This is a genomic window from Amphritea atlantica (genome assembly GCF_018860855.1).
In the GTDB taxonomy this organism is placed as follows: Bacteria; Pseudomonadota; Gammaproteobacteria; order Pseudomonadales; family Balneatricaceae; genus Amphritea; species Amphritea atlantica_A.
Map to the genome: position 1 here is coordinate 1 of NZ_JAHKQE010000001.1, position 17,008 is coordinate 17,008.

Consider the following 17,008-nt stretch of genomic DNA (forward strand, 5'->3'; position numbering starts at 1 on the left):
TTGCCATGGCAAGTATGGGTAGAGCGGTTGGGTGCAAGTATGTCTGTTGGTGGCAAAAATGTTGTCGTTGTTGATGCCAATGCCGGTAGCTTGTCGACTGTTGGTCGGCAAGCTAGCCGCGCTAATTGTTAACGCGCCAACGGATGTCAGATTATAGCTATCAGCTTGAGTGAATTCAGTCAGCGGGCTGATTGATTTCACTCATGCCGATCAATCGTTGTGCCAGTCCCTTGGTTAACAATAGTGATCGTGCTATTTGTTGTCGAGCAATTTAAATTGGCATCAACCGGTGTTGTCTGTGATGAACTTTAAACCTAGCCTAACGTTTGTATTTACTGGCGGTACACTGAAAGATGACAAGCTGGGAAGATACGAACAAGTCCAATATTCAGTTTTTAGCGACCTGTAGTGTTGGAGGTAAATTCCAACCCCGTCTTGTTTATGGATGTTGCTTTTATTTACCCTTCCTATTCTTGTAAGCCACGAAAGCATCATAATCGAGATGAGAAATATCAACATCATAATCAAGTATGTCGATTTCGGCTTTTAAACGATCTAAAGAGACTTGCTTGCGGCCATATTTGGCTGTTTGTTGACTGATTTCATGCCCGACAATGCGAGAAATTAAAGCGACTTCAACGCCGATGGAGTCGGTCATTGCGCCAATAAAGGTATGCCGGAACGTATGTAGATTTTTCTGTTTAGGATTAACTATGTTGCACTCTTCGCGGTAAGACTTCATTTTACCGTTGCCGTTAAACCAGTCACTGGCCTTTTTCGCCCACTTATTTTTTTGACTGTAATACAGACCTTCAAATAGTTGCTCTGCTGGCCCAACCTCTCGTTTTCGTTTTGCCACGAAGTCTAGGAAACCCAACTCAATGAGGGTTTTGTGAATCGGAACTTTACGTCTGGATGAATCGGTTTTCACTTCTTGCGTTTTATTGCCTTGCTCGTCGAATTCATTCTTGATGTGTATGTAATGGATAGGAGCGAGGGCTTCTTGTGAGCCTTTCTTGGCTTTTTGGACCTCTTGTTTAATATCACTGACCTGTAGCTGGCAAATTTCATTTAAGCGTGCACCTGTATACATCAGTACAGGAATGAGCCAAAAGTGGTAATCAAAGAGGTTTCTCGCGCGATCGAGGGTTATTTGAGAGTAAGGGTAGCCAGCAAAGAGTTTTTGCAGATCCTCTTCGCTGTAGACCTTATCTTCATCTGATTTCTCAGATTGCTTGAAGATAATCTCAAGATCCTCACCTAGGTCTTCGGGGTTATATTTTTTTCGTTTCGCGTATTTGGCGAGTTGCTTGAACCGGTCGAGTATTTTTTTCGCCCGCGATGGTTGAATGGTTGCCGCTGTTGCTGAGTTTCTAGCGCGGCCGTCTTTTAAGGTTAATAGCTTGTCCCTGAGTGCTTCGGCATCATCAAACGTCAATGTGTAATAATTGGTATCTGGGCCTAATAGCTCAACGCATGTTTCCAGCATTTGAACGTGTTCGCTCTGCGTCTGTGGATTGGCTTTAAGATTAGTGCGGACTTTATTTTTGATGTAGGCATCGAATACAAAGCGAACCGGATATTCAGTGTCCTGATTATCCGGTCCATTGCCACCGCCGCCGAACCGCTGGAGTATTTTGGTGGCTTGTTCGAGCTCTAAGTCAGGATTGCCGGGGTGATTGATGGTGACAGGGTTACCGTTAACTTCAATAACGATCTCATTACTCGGGGCTACGTGGCGGCGTTTTTCGCTATAAGTCGTCACAGTGACGGCGTTTTCGCGCGCTTCTTTCACCGTCTCTCGCTGTGAGGCTGTTGCCGCAGCCTCAATGTCGGGGAGGATGAGGTTGGATAGCTCGTCTGACATGTCCTTGTCCTTAAGGTGATACTTGAGAATGAGTTCTTTGAACTTCAGCGTTACAAACTGAGTAATGTTGATCGCTGTGTTAGTAAAACGGTCCTTGTTGATACAGTCAAGTATCTGAGGGAACTGGTATCTCAATAAGCAGGATAGGGTGGACGCTTCTGCCTTGTCAGTCGTTTTGAGTGAAAGGCGGATATCCCGCGAGCTCCGCGTGAACTTGGTGAGCACGGGTTTGGGTATTGTCAGCCGAATGTAGTAAATACCGGACGGACGACGAAAAAGATGTGGCGTATGTGCAGACATAAAAAAAGCCTCGAGTGGCACACGGAATCGTCCATTGTGCCACTCGAAGCTTTTAGTAAGCCTTTATTTCTTTATAAAACAAAGGCTTACGCGCATTTGGTGGAGGTGGCGGGTTTCGAACCCGCGTCCGCCAATCCTCTGCCTCTAGATCTACATGTTTAGACACTTCTACTCAGTTAACCCAGCACGGCCCGAAGGTCAGGGCGTTTAGGGCGAGCCTCTTTAGTTTTAACCCTTCGTCTTGAGACAAAGCTTCCGGGCGATTCTATCTCGAATGACACTGCAAAATCCTCTAGTTATAGACACCTGAAGGAGCAGCGCAAGCAGACTTAAGCTGCTAGAGCGTAGTTATCGTCGTTTGCAACTATAACTGTGTAGTAATTGATTTACGTGATTCACTACACTCACGACATGCACCAAAGGGTTCGCAATCGGCGTCGAAGCCAAGTCACCCCCATAGTATTTCCGACCACACATTATCTTAAGAGTTCTGTTGCAGCAACATCGTTAGATAATTATGTAAGACGGGCCGGCATTATAGCCGGTTTACAGCAAGAGTATAGCTTTACCGCAATAAAACGTTATTTTGCCGCCAGTACGCGTTGTTTCTGACGATTCCAGTCACGCTCTTTTTCAGAATCCCGTTTGTCGTGCTGCTTCTTACCTTTGGCCAATGCGATTTCACATTTTACCCGGTCGTTCTTCCAATAAAGGGCGAGTGCGACACAGGTGAAGCCTTTTGCTTGAACTGCGCCGATTAGACGATCAATTTCACGCCGATGCAGCAGCAGTTTACGCTGTCGAGTAGGTTCAGCAACAACATGGGCTGCTGCGGTTTTCAGTGGTGTAAAATGGGCGCCAACGAGCCACGCTTCGCCGTTATGCAGAACTACATAAGAGTCTACAAGCTGGCCGCGACCTTCGCGGAGGCTTTTTACTTCCCATCCTGTGAGAGACAGTCCAGCCTCGAACTTAGTATCAATTGCATACTCGTGTCGGGCTTTCTTGTTCTGGCAGATAGTATTGCCACTGGGTTTTGCTTTCTTCTTTGCCATGGGGCGGGATTATATAGAGCGTTACAGTTCAAGGAAAGAGAATTGAGTGACAAGACGCTTTGTTCGTTGAGTGTGGGCCTTAAAAAGGGCTTTTTGGCCGGTGTCTGGCGTGAATCATTGAATTAAGTGACCAAAATATGGACAATGCCGAGCAGTTTCATTAGAAAATTCATTATTTGAAATATCCGTCTACTTTAAGAGATTTACATGAAAGATCGTCAAAATATTCATGGTTCATGGGCTAGTCGCTGGGTTTTTATTATGGCGGCGACGGGTTCGGCTGTTGGCCTAGGTAATATCTGGAAGTTCCCCTATATAGCGGGCCAGAATGGTGGCGGTGCTTTTGTGTTGGTGTATTTGGTCTGCATTTTGGCGGTGGGTGTGCCCATTATGATGGCTGAGGTGCTGGTGGGACGACGTGGTCGTCAAAGTCCAATTAATTCGATGCGAGAAGTTGCGATTGAGGCCGATCATTCACCGAAGTGGGCGTTGGTGGGATGGATTGGTGCCTTGGCTGGTTTTTTGATTTTCTCATTTTACTCGGTAGTGGCCGGCTGGGTGCTCGCTTACGTCGCGGCGATGGCGAATGGTGAATTCCTCGAGATGGGTAGCGATCAGGCGGCTGCCGCGTTCAGTAAGTTGCTGGCTGACCCTCAGACGCTGTTGATCTGGCATACCGTGTTTGTGGTGTTAGTCATGTCGGTTTTACTGGGCGGTGTTAATAAAGGGTTAGAACGCGCAACTAAGATCATGATGCCGGCGCTGTTTGTGCTGCTGCTGCTGTTGCTGGGTTATTCGATGTCGTCGGGATCTTTTGGTGAAGGGTTGGACTTTCTGTTTCACTTTGACCCCTCTGAGCTTTCTTGGCATGCGGTGCTGGTGGCATTAGGGCACTCGTTCTTTACCTTATCTCTGGGGATGGGGGCGATTATGGCGTACGGCTCTTATATGCCGAAGAATGCTTCGATTGGCGGTACGGTCTTGACCATTGCAGCACTCGATACGGTTGTGGCGCTGGTGGCTGGTATGGCGATCTTCCCCATTGTCTTTGCTAATTCGTTGGACCCCGCTGCCGGGCCTGGATTGATGTTTATCACCCTGCCGGTGGCCTTTGGTCATATGCCGGGTGGTCAGGTGTTTGGTTTCCTCTTCTTTGTACTGGTTGCACTGGCTGCTTGGACATCGGCTATTTCGTTGATGGAACCTGGAGTTGCTTGGATGGTGGAGCGGTTTGGCCTGAAACGTGGTCCCGTTTGTACGCTGCTGGGGTTAGTGGTGTGGTTGATGGGCATTGCGGCGCTAAGTTCATTTAACATTGGTAGCGATATTTTAATCTTTGGTATGAATATCTTTGATTTCTTGGATTTCATTACCGCGAATGTCTTCTTACCGTTGGGTGGTTTGTTTATCGCGTTATTTGCCGGTTGGATTTTGACTCAGCAGATTACCCGAGACGAATTGTCTATTAAATCTCCCGGAGTGTATTTCGCTTGGTCTATCATGATCCGCTATGTTGCACCGATTGCGGTGGCGGTAATTTTTATATTCAATCTGATCGATAAATTGGGCTCATAGCATGACACAGGTAGACCGTAGTGCGCTGGTGCTTCATACGGCTGAGCAGATGTTTGATCTAGTAAACGATGTAGAACGTTATCCCGAGTTTCTGCCTTGGTGCTCGGGTAGCACCTTGATTGAATCTACTGACACGACGATGCAGGCGACTCTAAGGGTCGCGAAGGCAGGCCTTAAGTACAGCTTCACTACTCGTAATGAGATGGAGCGGCCTAAGGTTATTCGTATTGCGTTGGTTGAGGGGCCATTCTCGAGCCTGACCGGCGAGTGGACGTTTAAAGCATTGAGTGATGAAGCCTGTAAGGTCAGTTTGAGTATGCAGTTTGATTTTTCCGGTCGGCTGACCAATTTGGCGATGAGTAAGGTATTTAATCAGATGGCGGTGACGATGGTGGATGCTTTCGTCAGTCGGGCCGATCAGATTTATGGCTAAGCATCGAGATAAAAGAGAAAGGTGATAGGCATGATAAATGTTGAGGTAGCATACGCACTTCCAGATCAACAAAAAATCATCTCACTTGAAGTGGATGAAGGGTGTTCTGCTTATGATGCGGTGGTGCAGTCTAGAATTACGGAGATTTTTCCGCAGATCGATATAGAGCACGACCCGATGGGGGTTTTCGGCAAAGCGATTGCAAACCCCAAAGAGTATATTCTCAAGCCAGAGCAGCGGGTGGAGATATACCGTCCTTTAATTGCGGATCCGAAAGAGGTGCGTGCACGCCGGGCAGCTAAAGCAAAAGCCGAACGGGAAGCCCAGAGCTAAGCTTTAGATATCGCCAACACAGCATAATCTGTGCTGGCGATATGAGGAAAGGCGAGGTGTTTTACTGCTGCTGTGCGCCGCCGGGGCGGAAGTCGCCGGCCAGACTCGATAACTTGCCGCTTTCATCAAAGATAACAGTCAGCGTCTGCTGAGTGATGATACCGGTTTCACCGGATTGATTGCGGTAGATGTAGTCCCAACGATTGCTGTTGAAACTGTCAGTGATCAGAGGCGTGCCGAGTACGTAGCGCACTTGGTTTTGAGTCATTCCGGGACGCAGGGTGTCGACCATCTCTTGCGTAACCACATTACCTTGTGGAACGTCGATCTTGTAAACACCGGGGAATTCAGAGCAACCGGATAGTAAAATAGCAGCGATAACGCTAATAAGAACTTTTTGCATTAGTAAATGACTTCCACTTTCGCGTATAAAATCAGATAATTGAGGTTGCAAGTCTAACATTCGTTTAGATAAACATCATAGAGAAAGATTATGGGACTTGAAAATCAGGAATTACGTAACGCAGGATTGAAGGTTACCTTGCCGCGGGTAAAAATTTATCAGATTCTTGAGAAAGCTGGTGAAGGTGACCATTTCAGTGCGGAGGATATTTATAAACTTCTGCTGGAGCAGAACGAAGATGTTGGGCTGGCCACCGTCTATCGCGTTCTCACTCAGTTTGAAACGGCAGGGTTGGTGTCTCGTCATCACTTTGAAGGAGGACATTCCGTTTTTGAGCTGACTCAGGATGAGCAGCATGACCATATCGTCTGTGTTAAATGCGGTAAGGTGCGGGAGTTTAGTGATCGTGGTTTAAAAGCCCGTCAGGATGAGATCGCTCGTGAACTAGGATTTAAAATAACGGATCACACACTGTATCTATATGGTGAGTGTGCTGATGGTTGTAAACCGAAGTAATCTATAAAAGCAAAAATAAAAAACCTATAGAAAACCGGCCGTGCCGGTTTTTTGAGTTTTGAGGGGCTGTGATTCTAGCTATGAGTGCTGAATCTTAGGCGATCTCTAAGCCAAGCATTTCCCGTGCATGATCTCGCGAGGTTTCGGTTACATCGATACCGCCAAGCATTCGAGCAACTTCCCCCACACGCTGATCGATAGTCAAACGATCGATATGGGTGATGGTTTTGTTTTTCACGGTTTGCTTGCTAACGAAGAGGTGCTGATGTCCTTGAGAGGCCACCTGAGGTTGGTGAGTAACCACTAAGATTTGGTTATTCTCGCCGAGTTGTCTAAGCAGTCGACCCACAACTTCAGCAATAGCACCGCCGATGCCGACATCTACTTCGTCGAAGATAAGCGTAGGGGTGCTGGATGATTGCGCCGTAATCACTTGAATCGCTAATGATATCCTCGATAGCTCACCACCAGAGGCTATTTTGTTTAGCGGGCGAGGTGGTTGGCCAGCGTTGGTCGTAATCAGAAACTCGACTTCTTCAAGGCCGTGGGCGTTGAGTTGGTCTTTCGCATAGGGCGTTAGACAGAGACTTAACTCAGCAGCGGTCATACCTAAACTATGTAGTTGTTTATTAACTTCATTCTTAAGGCTTAAAGCCGCTTTATGCCGAGCTTTGCTGAGTTGTTTGGCGCTATTTATAAACGCTTGACGAGCCTGTTCGGTCTCCTGATGCAATGCTTCCAATGCCTGATCTGACATGCTCAGGCTTTCTAGCTCTTGCTGAATATCTTGCTGGAATTGTGGTAGTTGCTCGGGAGAGATGCGGTGTTTGCGCGCTAGATCGAAAATGGTGCTAAGCCGCTCTTCAACGTTTGCCTGACGTGTCGGGTTAAGCTCAACCCGATCCATATAATGGCTGATCTCTTGTGAAGCTTCTTCTATTTGAATCTGGGCGCTATTCAGCATCTCGATAGTCTGAGTTACCGACGGCGAAGTACCTTTCATTTTGCTCAGTAGATTCTGACACTGGTTGAGTAAGCTTAGGCAGCTAATCTCTTCGCCATCACTGGTGAGTAGAACGATTTGCTGGCCCGATTGTAGGATATCTTCAGCATTCGCCAGTCGGCTCTGTTCTTCAACCAGTTTTTCGTATTCACCTTCTCCTACGGCTAGCTGTTCCAGCTCTTCTGCTTGATAGCTTAATAATTGTAGGCGAGCGGTCTGCTCTTCATTCTGAGCCGACAGTTGATGCAATCGGTGATTAAGGCTGTGCCAATGACGGAATAGCTGACGGGTTTTGCTGGCTAATTCACCTTTACCGGAATAGGCATCAAGAAGGTGGCGGTGATGATCTTTTTTAAGTAAGCGTTGGTGTTCATGCTGACCATGGATTTCGATGAGATGCTCGCCAAGTTCTCGCACTTTATTAATGGGGCAAGGACTGCCGTTAATATAGCTACGCGAACGCCCTTCGCTAGTGATAACGCGGCGTAAAATACACTCGCTATCATCGAGCTCTTGGTTTTTCAGCCACTCTTTAGCCGTGGGAATATTTGAAATATCAAAGCTGGCGATTATCTCCGCCCGTTCAGCGCCTTTGCGCACTGAGCCCATATCGGCGCGATCGCCAAGGGTTAGGCCGAGGGCGTCGAGCATGATCGATTTACCGGCCCCTGTTTCACCGCTGACAACGGTCATGCCGCTTTCCAGCTCTAGATCCAGTTGTTCGACGATGGCGTAGTTGCGAATATTAAGTTGAGTCAGCATGGCCTCAAGCCTGTGTTTTTATACAGTGGTTAATATATAAGCCAATAATTACTTTAGCGCAATCAATAACTGCTGGTTTACTAAAAAAATCTAAAAATAACCACTTGAATCCTGTTGGCTTAGCCCCATATAAAAGCACAACAGAATATTCACATATCAGATGGTTGGAGAAAGTGATGGCAGGCGAAGATAAGACTCAGGTTGAAGATCAGCAGCCGGACACAACAACTGAAGCGGTTGATGACTCCGTGGCGGCTGACGACACCGTTGAGCCGGTCACTGAAGGTGCGACAGCAGAGGTTGATGTGAACGCACTGCAACGTCAGTTGGCACAGGCTCAGGATCAGATTACTGAGCTAAAAGAACAGGAACTCCGGACCTTGGCTGAGATGCAGAATGTGCGTCGTCGGGCAGAGATGGATGTCGAGAAAGCGCATAAATTTGCGTTGGATAAATTTGCCAATGAATTGCTGCCGGTTGTTGACAGCTTGGAGCGGGCAATCGAAGCGTCCAATAGTGATGATGAAGCAGTGGTCGCCTTGCGCGAAGGCGTTGAGATGACGCTGAATATGTTCATCACCGGTTTGGGCAAGTTTAAAGTAGAGCAGCATAACCCTGTTGGCGAACCGTTCAGTGCGGAATTGCATCAGGCGATGTCGATGGTGCCAAGCCCTGATGTACCGGCTAACCATGTCATCGCGGTGATGCAGAAAGGTTATACCTTGAATGGCCGCTTGATTCGTCCAGCGATGGTGATTGTTTCTAAAGGTGCTGAATAGTCAGGCCTTGAAACTGATAAAAATGCACCAATATAGCTAGTCAAGAAAAAAGAATTTCGCCCGCTAGATCGGGCACAGAATGATTGGAGTGATTGAGATGGGTAGAATTATTGGTATTGACCTGGGTACTACAAACTCATGCGTCGCAGTATTGGACGGTGATAAGCCACGGGTTATTGAAAACGCAGAGGGTGAGCGCACCACCCCGTCTATCATCGCTTATGCGGATGATGGTGAAATTTTGGTAGGTCAGCCGGCTAAACGTCAGGCAGTGACTAACCCGAATAATACACTGTACGCGATCAAACGTTTGATCGGTCGTCGTTTTAAAGACGATGTGGTACAGAAAGATATTAAAATGGTGCCATACAAAATTATCGAAGCTGACAACGGCGATGCTTGGGTTCAAGTAAACGATAAGAAAATGGCTGCACCACAGGTATCTGCAGAAATTCTGAAGAAGATGAAGAAAACTGCTGAAGATTTCCTGGGTGAAGAAGTAACGGAAGCCGTTATTACGGTACCTGCTTACTTCAATGACTCTCAGCGTCAGGCAACTAAAGATGCCGGTAAGATTGCGGGTCTGAATGTTAAACGTATCATCAACGAACCAACCGCTGCTGCACTGGCTTACGGTATGGACAAATCTAAAGGCGATAAAACTATCGCTGTATACGACTTGGGTGGCGGTACATTCGATATCTCTATTATCGAAATTGCAGAAGTTGATGGCGAGCACCAGTTTGAAGTGTTGGCGACTAACGGCGACACCTTCTTGGGTGGTGAAGATTTCGACTCACGCCTGATCGAATATCTGGCGGCTGAATTTAAGAAAGAGTCTGGTATCGATCTGTATAGTGATCCACTGGCACTGCAACGTCTGAAAGAGGGTGCTGAAAAAGCAAAAGTTGAGCTATCTTCTGCACAGAGTACTGACGTTAACTTGCCTTACATCACTGCGGATTCAACCGGTCCTAAGCACCTGAACGTTAAGATCAGCCGTGCGAAAATGGAATCACTGGTTGAAGCGCTGGTTGATCGTTCTCTTGAGCCTTGCCGTATGGCGCTGAAAGATGCTGATCTTTCTGCTTCTGATATCGATGAAGTGATTTTGGTCGGTGGTCAGACCCGTATGCCTCTGGTACAGAAGAAAGTAACAGAATTCTTCGGTAAAGAAGCACGTAAAGATGTTAACCCTGATGAAGCGGTTGCGATTGGTGCATCTATTCAGGCTGCGGTACTGGCGGGTGATGTTAAAGACGTTCTCTTGCTGGATGTTACCCCACTGAGCTTGGGTATCGAAACCATGGGTGGCGTTGCGACTCCGGTTATCGAGAAGAACACGACTATCCCAACTAAGAAGTCTCAGGTGTTCTCTACTGCTGAAGACAACCAGTCTGCTGTAACTATCCACGTTGTACAGGGTGAGCGTAAGCAAGCATCTGCCAATAAATCATTGGGTCGTTTTGACCTGGCCGATATTCCGCCAGCACCACGTGGTATGCCGCAGGTTGAAGTAACCTTCGATATCGATGCTAACGGTATTCTGAACGTGTCTGCAAAAGATAAAGCGACCGGTAAAGAACAGTCTATCGTTATCAAAGCCTCTTCTGGTTTGAGCGATGAAGAAGTTGAACAAATGATTAGCGATGCTGAAGCGAATGCTGAAGCGGATAAGAAGTTTGAAGAGATGAGCCAAGCCCGTAATCAGGGTGATGCGATGATTCACTCCGCTAAGAAAACCTTGGAAGATGCCGGTGATAAGGCAACTGAAGAGGAAAAAACAGCGATCAACGGTGCGATCGAAGCACTGGAAGGCGTGCTGAAAGAAGACGATAAAGAAGCTATCGAAACTAAAACAGCGGCACTGACTGAAGCGGTTTCTGCTCTGGCTCAGAAAATGTATGCTGAAGCGGCTCAACAGGCAGAAGGTCAAGAGGGCGAACAAGCTCAAGCTGAACCTGCTGATGATGCTGTAGATGCTGAGTTTGAAGAAGTTAAAGACGACGACAAAAAGTAAGTCGGATTTAATGAGTTAAGCTTAAATTGACAGCGCGGGCCGGTCCCGCGTTGTCCTGTTTTTATTCTGAGCTGATGTAAAGAATTAGTTAACCGGATTGCGATACCGATTATGTCGAAGAAAGATTTTTATGATGTGTTAGGCGTTGATCGTGACGCTTCTGACCGGGATATTAAAAAGGCCTTTCGTCGTATGGCGATGAAATATCACCCGGACCGTAATCCGGATGATAAGTCTGCCGAAGAGGCCTTTAAAGAGGTCAATGAGGCATACGAAGTCCTGTCCGATCAACAAAAGAAAGCAGCTTATGATCAGTATGGTCATGCTGGTGTTGACCAGAATGGTATGGGTGGTCAGGGCTTTGGCGGCGGTCAAGGTGGTTTCGGCGATATCTTTGGTGATGTGTTTGGCGATATCTTTGGCCAACAGGGTCACGGTGGTCGTCGTAGCCATGTTCAGCGTGGTGCCGATCTGCGTTACACCATGGATCTAAGCTTGGAAGAAGCGGTGCGTGGTTGCGAAAAAACCATCACCGTACCAACACTCGTTGCTTGTGAAGTGTGTGATGGTACTGGTGCTAAGCCAGGTACCAGCGCTAAAACCTGTGGCACCTGTGGTGGTATTGGCCAGGTACGGATGCAGCAGGGTTTCTTCTCTGTGCAGCAAACTTGCCCAACTTGTCATGGTGAAGGTCAGGTTGTTTCTGATCCTTGTACCAGTTGTCATGGCCAAGGTCGTAAGCAACAAACCAAAAAGCTATCCGTTAAAATCCCTGCTGGTGTTGATACCGGTGATCGCATTCGCCTTTCAGGTGAAGGTGAAGCGGGAGGTCACGGTGGTCCATCAGGCGATCTGTTCGTTCAGGTTAATGTTCGTGATCATGCTATCTTTGAGCGTGATGGCAAACATTTATACTGTGAAGTGCCGATCAGCTTTATCGATGCAGCGCTAGGTGGCGAGCTTGAAGTGCCTACCCTCGAATCTCGTGTTAAGCTGAAAATACCAGCGGAAACTCAGACAGGAAAATTATTCCGTCTGCGGGGCAAAGGTATTAAACCGGTACGAGGCGGTAGCGTCGGTGATCTGCTGGTTCGCGTGATTGTCGAAACGCCGGTGAATCTGAACAGCAAACAGAAAGAGTTGCTGAAGCAGTTTGAAACGGCGATGGATGAACGCCAAAAACACCATGGGCCTAAGAAGCATGGTTTTTTTGATAGCGTTAAGAAATTTTTTGAGGATATGACCTAATATCCCAAGGGGCTGCATTGCAGCCCCTTCGACTTTTAGGAGTCTTACATGAGTGATTTTCCCACTCAACCGGATGAGTTATGGCAGCTGATTCAGCAAGAAGCGCGTGATGAAATGATCGTTGAGCCCTTTTTGGCGAGCTTTTTTCACAGCACCATTATCCGGCATAACAGCCTCTGTGAGGCGGTGAGTTACCTGTTAGCCAATAAGTTGTCTGACGAGGTGATGGCTGCTATCACCCTGCGTGAGTTGATTGAAGAGGCGCTGAGTGGCGATCCCGAAATTCTCCAGTGTATCTGTAAAGATATTACCGCCGTGCGCATTCGTGATCCGGCGGTTTTTAGTTTTACGACTGTGCTGCTTTACCTAAAGGGCTTTCATGCTCTGCAAGCCTATCGTATCGCTCATTGGATGTGGAAACAGGGACGTCACTTGATGGCGCTGTACATTCAGAGTCGTGTTAGTGAAGTCTTTCAGGTGGACATTCATCCTGCAGCACGAATCGGCTGTGGTGTGATGTTTGACCATGCAACCGGTATTGTCGTTGGGGAAACCTGCGTTATCGAAAACGATGTTTCTATTCTGCAGTCGGTCACCTTAGGGGGCACGGGTAAAGAAACGGGAGATCGTCATCCTAAGATTCGCGAAGGGGTGATGATTGCCGCCGGTGCGAAGATCTTCGGTAATATCGAAGTCGGTGCGGGGGCTAAAGTGGGTGGTGGTTCTGTTGTGCTCGAAGATGTGCCGCCTCATACCACCGTGGTTGGTGTACCAGCAAAGATTGTTGGGCGTCCCGAATGTGAAAAACCGGCTTTTGATATGGACCAGAGTGTCAGTCAAGCGAAAGGCTAAGGTTCATGAGGGGCAGAATGTTAAGGCCCAGAATCAGATCAGGAAATAAGAATGATTAGAATTGCTGTAACCGGCGCCGCTGGGCGCATGGGGAAAACAAATATAGAAGCGATTCAGGCAACTGATGGGCTCGTATTGGGTGCTGCGATTGTTGAGCCGACTAGTAGCTTAATCGGTGCTGATGCCGGTGAAGTAGCCAATGTGGGCAAGCTGGGCGTGTCGATCGTTGGCTCGTTGGCGCAGGTGGTCGATGATTTTGATGTACTGATCGACTTTACTACACCTAAAGCGACATTGGCCAATTTGGCTCTGTGTGCCGCTAACGGTAAAGCGATGGTGATTGGTACGACCGGTTTGAACGAAGCTGAGCGCAATGAGCTGAACAGCTTTGCTGAACACATGCCAATCCTGTTTGCATCCAATATGAGCGTTGGTGTTAACCTCTGCTTCAAATTGCTGGCTGATGCGGCCAGAGCGCTGGGCGATGACTACGATGTCGAGATTATTGAAGCGCATCACCATCATAAAGTGGACTCTCCTTCAGGTACTGCGTTGAGCATGGGTGAAGTGGTTGCCGATGCTTTGGGTCGAGACCTGCGTCAGTGTGCTGTCTATGGTCGTGAAGGTCAGGTGGGCGCTCGGACAAAAGAAGAGATTGGTTTTGTCACTATCCGAGCAGGGGATGTGGTGGGGGATCATACAGTATTGTTTGCCACCGAGGGTGAGCGTATTGAGATCACTCATAAAGCCAGTTCGCGAATGACCTTTGCCAAAGGCGCGGTTCGCGCAGCGAGTTGGCTGGCCGATAAAGAGAATGGCCTGTACGATATGCAAGATGTGCTTAATCTGAAAAATTAATATTTGTCATTAATGGCTTTTTTAAAAACCGCCAGTAGGCGGTTTTTTTATATCTAGTTATTGATGTTTTTTAAAAACATCCCATTATGGGGTTAACAATAGCTCCTCTTTTAGGTGTTTTCATCTATATTCAATGGAGTTTCAGCTAATGGCTAATGGAGTAAACCGATGTCTGCCGAGAAATTTCGGACTTTAAAAGAGATGGGATTTGATAACCCCCATGAAATTGAAAAATTCACCACCCGTACTGAAAATGATATCGATGTGCTTAAGGTTTATCTGCATCGTCATCAGGGTGATTGGATGACAAAAAGTAAAAAGTTTAAATTTAAGCGTAAGCATACTAATGTTTCTGTTGAAGGCGGTTTAGTGCCATACCGTGCCAGTACCGAGCCTTCTCCTTATTTTCTTCGGGCGATTGATGAGCTAGAGATGTTGGTTACTACCGAAAGAACTGTTAAGGATAAGAAACAGCATCTACTAGATGAGATCGAGCATCTTGAAAAAGTGGTCTCTCGAAAGGTTGAAGACCTTCGCCGATTGGTTGAAGAGTTGTAAGCTTAGTGATGTTTTAGATAAGCGGCTGGTGAGTAATCATCGGCCGCTTTTTTGTTTATAGCCTAGACTCAATGGCGTATTGATAGTGCATTAAAACAGCAGAGGTAGGGCGATGTATAAATTGGCGTTCTTTGTTCCTGATGAGGCGTTGGAGGCCGTAAAACAGGCGGTGTTCATGAGCGGGGCTGGCCGCATAGGGCAGTATGAGTGTTGCTGTTGGCAGGTAAAGGGGATCGGTCAGTTTAGACCGCTTCCGGGCAGTCATCCTCATATTGGTCGCGTGAATACCTTAGAGCAGCTACCCGAATGGAGAGTCGAGTTAGTGTGTGAAGATCAGCTTATTGCTGCGGCGGTTGCTGCATTAAAGCAGGCTCATCCTTATGAAGAAGTTGCGTATGATGTCTGGCAGCTGGCTGATTTTTGATCATGTTCATAACTAGATAAGTTATAAACATATCCTGTCGGTAAAGCTGTTAGTTAAGTATGGGTAACCGTTGCGGTAGTCGGTTAAGTTATTGTTTTAAAGCAGTTAAATTATTGTGTGTTAAATTTGGGCAGGTTATTTATTAGGCTGTGAAAAGTGCTTAAAATTAGTCACAAAATCTGTGGATAACATTGTGGATTAAGCTTGGGTATCATTGGGGTAAGGGGCCTAGGCCCCTTGCTTGCTGGGGTTTGCATTGTTGCTGTAATAATACTCAGTGGCCGATACGGGTCATAAAGCCGGTGATGCCGGTGAGCACTATTTCGGAGGCCATGGCAGCGAGAATCAAGCCGGTGATTTTACTGAGTATGTTAAGACCCGTTTTGCCCAACAGGCGTTCTAGCCGAGTGGCGATATGGAGTAGCAAGAGTAATGAGATTAGCGCCAAAAACATGCCGGTGATGCCCAATATCATTTCAACGCCATGCAGCTCGGAACCGTAAACCAAGATGGCACCAATGGTTGCTGGTCCAATAATCGTGGGTATTGCGAGTGGGACCACGGAGGTATCTTCACGAATAGTATCAGGCACCTGAGCGTTGGTGCGCACACCTTCTCGGACCAAGCTAATCGCCGATAGAAACAGCAGAATACCAGCACCAATACGGAATGAATCGATGGTGATACCAAGTAGTTCAAATAGGGGGGAGCCGAAGAAAAACAGAACCAGAGCAGCCAGTGTGGCTGCAAACACCGCTTTGTTTGCCGTGCTACGTCGTTCCGCAGCCGTGTCGCCTCGGGTCAACGACAGAAACATAGAGACCACAAAGAAGGGGGCAAAAAGAACGAAGAATTTAATCCAAGTCGTGATTAATAGGGTCATTAATAATTCTCATTATTTGCGTCATATAGACGCTGTAAATAAAAAGCGGTTTTGTGAACCGCCATTTATTACTGTCACCGCTGCTCTGATATCGTCCAAGAACAGAGTGTCATTATTTTAGCACCAGCCAGAGGGCGTGCAGAATACCTGGGATATAGAAAATCAAACAGAGCACGATATTAAGGACTAATGCTAGACCGACACCGGCTTTCATAAAAACCGCAACGGGAGGAAGTAAAATCGCGAGAATGATAAGAATTAATTTGTTATCCATAATGTGCTCTTTTTATTTTGGGTTATTTACGTCTTATTAATATATTGACCTGGTGGTGTTGCTAGGTCTACGTGGTGTAATGGGAATATGCCTTTTTTTCTATCGGCGAAATAAAAGGTTAACGCATTTTTTATGGTTTGAAATGCGAGTTCATCCCATGGGATATCGGCCTCTGAAAACAGTTGTACATCGGTGGTTTCATCCCCCGCTGAAAAGTTTAGGTCATCTAATTGTGCGAGGTAAAGCATCTGTACCTGACTGACCGGAACGATCGAGGTGAGCGTATAAAGCTGTAAGTCGCTGACGCGGGCATTGGCTTCTTCTAGCGTTTCGCGGGCCGCGCCTTGGCGAGTGGATTCGCCGTTTTCCATAAAACCGGCTGGGAGAGTCCAAAAGCCGATGCGAGGTTCAATCGCTCGTTTACACAGCAATACCTTGTCCTGGTAGATAGGCAGGCATCCGGCGATGATCTTTGGGTTTATATAATGAATTTCACCACACTGGTTACAGATATGACGTGGGCGATTATCCCCTGGCGGTATTTCAAATCGAACAGTTGATCCGCACAGGCTACAGTAATTCATAATATGTCCTTCAGTAAATATGGCCGGTGATGTATAAAAATTAGGCTAACGTTTGCACTATTTTCTAACTGTAATGCAATTGCTGCTATAGGCTCAATTGTTCTGTTAAATAATTACGGCTTTTCTGGTTGAAAATCAATTTAAAGCTTAGGAGTGAGAGCGGGTATCATGATCAATCATTGATCGCTCGGCGATAATTTTTACCATTCTAGCCTTGCAAATAGCAATGCTCGTGCCTGCTGTCAGTGATACTGAGGCGGTTCATAAACAGGCAAAAAACG

Annotated in this window: 18 protein-coding genes and 1 other RNA gene; 11 read left to right on the forward strand and 8 right to left on the reverse strand. The window is 47.0% G+C overall.

Going from position 1 to position 17,008, the window contains the following annotated elements:
• Positions 1-454 precede the first annotated feature (454 nt).
• The 3 genes from KO512_RS00005 to smpB all read right to left on the reverse strand — a co-directional run bounded on the left by KO512_RS00005 (position 455) and on the right by smpB (position 3,222).
• Positions 455-2,167 (reverse strand): site-specific integrase, encoded by a 1,713-nt coding sequence (locus KO512_RS00005; protein ID WP_215950296.1) that lies wholly within the window; start codon positions 2,165-2,167, stop codon positions 455-457.
• Between the two features lie 97 nt (positions 2,168-2,264).
• Positions 2,265-2,623, reverse strand: a transfer-messenger RNA (tmRNA) gene (gene ssrA, locus KO512_RS00010).
• A gap of 125 nt (positions 2,624-2,748) precedes the next feature.
• The gene (gene smpB, locus KO512_RS00015) at positions 2,749-3,222 is read right to left on the reverse strand and encodes an SsrA-binding protein SmpB (protein WP_215950297.1); all 474 of its coding nucleotides are present in this window, start codon (positions 3,220-3,222) and stop codon (positions 2,749-2,751) included.
• Between the two features lie 207 nt (positions 3,223-3,429).
• Between smpB and KO512_RS00020 the strand changes: the two genes are divergently transcribed.
• Genes KO512_RS00020 through KO512_RS00030 form a run of 3 tightly spaced genes read left to right on the forward strand, consistent with a single transcriptional unit; the run spans position 3,430 to position 5,563 of the window.
• Positions 3,430-4,797, forward strand: coding sequence for a sodium-dependent transporter (locus KO512_RS00020; RefSeq protein WP_215950298.1), 1,368 nt, complete (start codon positions 3,430-3,432; stop codon positions 4,795-4,797).
• A 1-nt stretch (position 4,798) separates the two neighbouring features.
• Positions 4,799-5,230, forward strand: a complete 432-nt coding sequence (locus KO512_RS00025; RefSeq protein WP_126157606.1) for a type II toxin-antitoxin system RatA family toxin — start codon at positions 4,799-4,801, stop codon at positions 5,228-5,230.
• Positions 5,231-5,260: 30 nt separating this feature from the next.
• A complete protein-coding gene (locus tag KO512_RS00030) occupies positions 5,261-5,563 on the forward strand; it encodes an RnfH family protein (protein WP_215950299.1) in 303 nt (100 codons plus the stop codon).
• A 61-nt stretch (positions 5,564-5,624) separates the two neighbouring features.
• On the opposite strand, the gene bamE is transcribed toward KO512_RS00030, so the two are convergent.
• Positions 5,625-5,966 carry an outer membrane protein assembly factor BamE gene (gene bamE, locus KO512_RS00035; RefSeq protein ID WP_215950300.1) on the reverse strand — a complete coding sequence of 114 codons (342 nt, stop codon included), beginning with the start codon at positions 5,964-5,966 and terminating at the stop codon, positions 5,625-5,627.
• Positions 5,967-6,056: 90 nt separating this feature from the next.
• Here bamE and fur point away from each other — a divergent pair, with 90 nt between their 5' ends.
• Positions 6,057-6,482: a ferric iron uptake transcriptional regulator gene (gene fur / locus KO512_RS00040; protein WP_126157603.1), complete on the forward strand. Its 426-nt coding sequence runs from the start codon at positions 6,057-6,059 to the stop codon at positions 6,480-6,482.
• 94 nt (positions 6,483-6,576) lie between these two features.
• Here the strand turns inward: fur and recN are convergent, their stop codons facing one another.
• A complete protein-coding gene (gene recN / locus KO512_RS00045; protein WP_215950301.1) occupies positions 6,577-8,247 on the reverse strand; it encodes a DNA repair protein RecN in 1,671 nt (556 codons plus the stop codon).
• 176 nt (positions 8,248-8,423) lie between these two features.
• On the opposite strand from recN, the gene grpE reads away from it, so the two are divergent.
• The 7 genes from grpE to KO512_RS00080 all read left to right on the forward strand — a co-directional run bounded on the left by grpE (position 8,424) and on the right by KO512_RS00080 (position 14,986).
• Positions 8,424-9,026, forward strand: a complete 603-nt coding sequence (gene grpE, locus KO512_RS00050; RefSeq protein WP_215950302.1) for a nucleotide exchange factor GrpE — start codon at positions 8,424-8,426, stop codon at positions 9,024-9,026.
• A gap of 97 nt (positions 9,027-9,123) precedes the next feature.
• Positions 9,124-11,046, forward strand: a complete 1,923-nt coding sequence (dnaK, locus tag KO512_RS00055; protein WP_215950303.1) for a molecular chaperone DnaK — start codon at positions 9,124-9,126, stop codon at positions 11,044-11,046.
• A gap of 111 nt (positions 11,047-11,157) precedes the next feature.
• Positions 11,158-12,294, forward strand: coding sequence for a molecular chaperone DnaJ (gene dnaJ / locus KO512_RS00060; RefSeq protein ID WP_126157599.1), 1,137 nt, complete (start codon positions 11,158-11,160; stop codon positions 12,292-12,294).
• 48 nt (positions 12,295-12,342) lie between these two features.
• Entirely contained in the window at positions 12,343-13,146 is an 804-nt protein-coding gene (cysE, locus tag KO512_RS00065; protein WP_215950304.1) for a serine O-acetyltransferase, read from the forward strand.
• A gap of 51 nt (positions 13,147-13,197) precedes the next feature.
• Entirely contained in the window at positions 13,198-14,004 is an 807-nt protein-coding gene (gene dapB / locus KO512_RS00070; protein WP_215950305.1) for a 4-hydroxy-tetrahydrodipicolinate reductase, read from the forward strand.
• 168 nt (positions 14,005-14,172) lie between these two features.
• On the forward strand, positions 14,173-14,562 hold the full coding sequence (locus KO512_RS00075; RefSeq protein ID WP_215950306.1) for a DUF3461 family protein: 390 nt from the start codon (positions 14,173-14,175) through the stop codon (positions 14,560-14,562).
• Between the two features lie 112 nt (positions 14,563-14,674).
• Positions 14,675-14,986, forward strand: a complete 312-nt coding sequence (locus tag KO512_RS00080; protein WP_215950307.1) for an NGG1p interacting factor NIF3 — start codon at positions 14,675-14,677, stop codon at positions 14,984-14,986.
• A gap of 274 nt (positions 14,987-15,260) precedes the next feature.
• Here KO512_RS00080 and KO512_RS00085 read toward each other — a convergent pair whose 3' ends face one another.
• The 3 genes from KO512_RS00085 to KO512_RS00095 all read right to left on the reverse strand — a co-directional run bounded on the left by KO512_RS00085 (position 15,261) and on the right by KO512_RS00095 (position 16,727).
• Entirely contained in the window at positions 15,261-15,869 is a 609-nt protein-coding gene (locus tag KO512_RS00085; protein WP_215950308.1) for a MarC family protein, read from the reverse strand.
• A 112-nt stretch (positions 15,870-15,981) separates the two neighbouring features.
• Positions 15,982-16,143: a YqaE/Pmp3 family membrane protein gene (locus KO512_RS00090; RefSeq protein ID WP_215950309.1), complete on the reverse strand. Its 162-nt coding sequence runs from the start codon at positions 16,141-16,143 to the stop codon at positions 15,982-15,984.
• A 26-nt stretch (positions 16,144-16,169) separates the two neighbouring features.
• Positions 16,170-16,727 (reverse strand): NUDIX hydrolase, encoded by a 558-nt coding sequence (locus KO512_RS00095; protein ID WP_215950310.1) that lies wholly within the window; start codon positions 16,725-16,727, stop codon positions 16,170-16,172.
• Between the last annotated feature and the right edge of the window lie 281 nt (positions 16,728-17,008).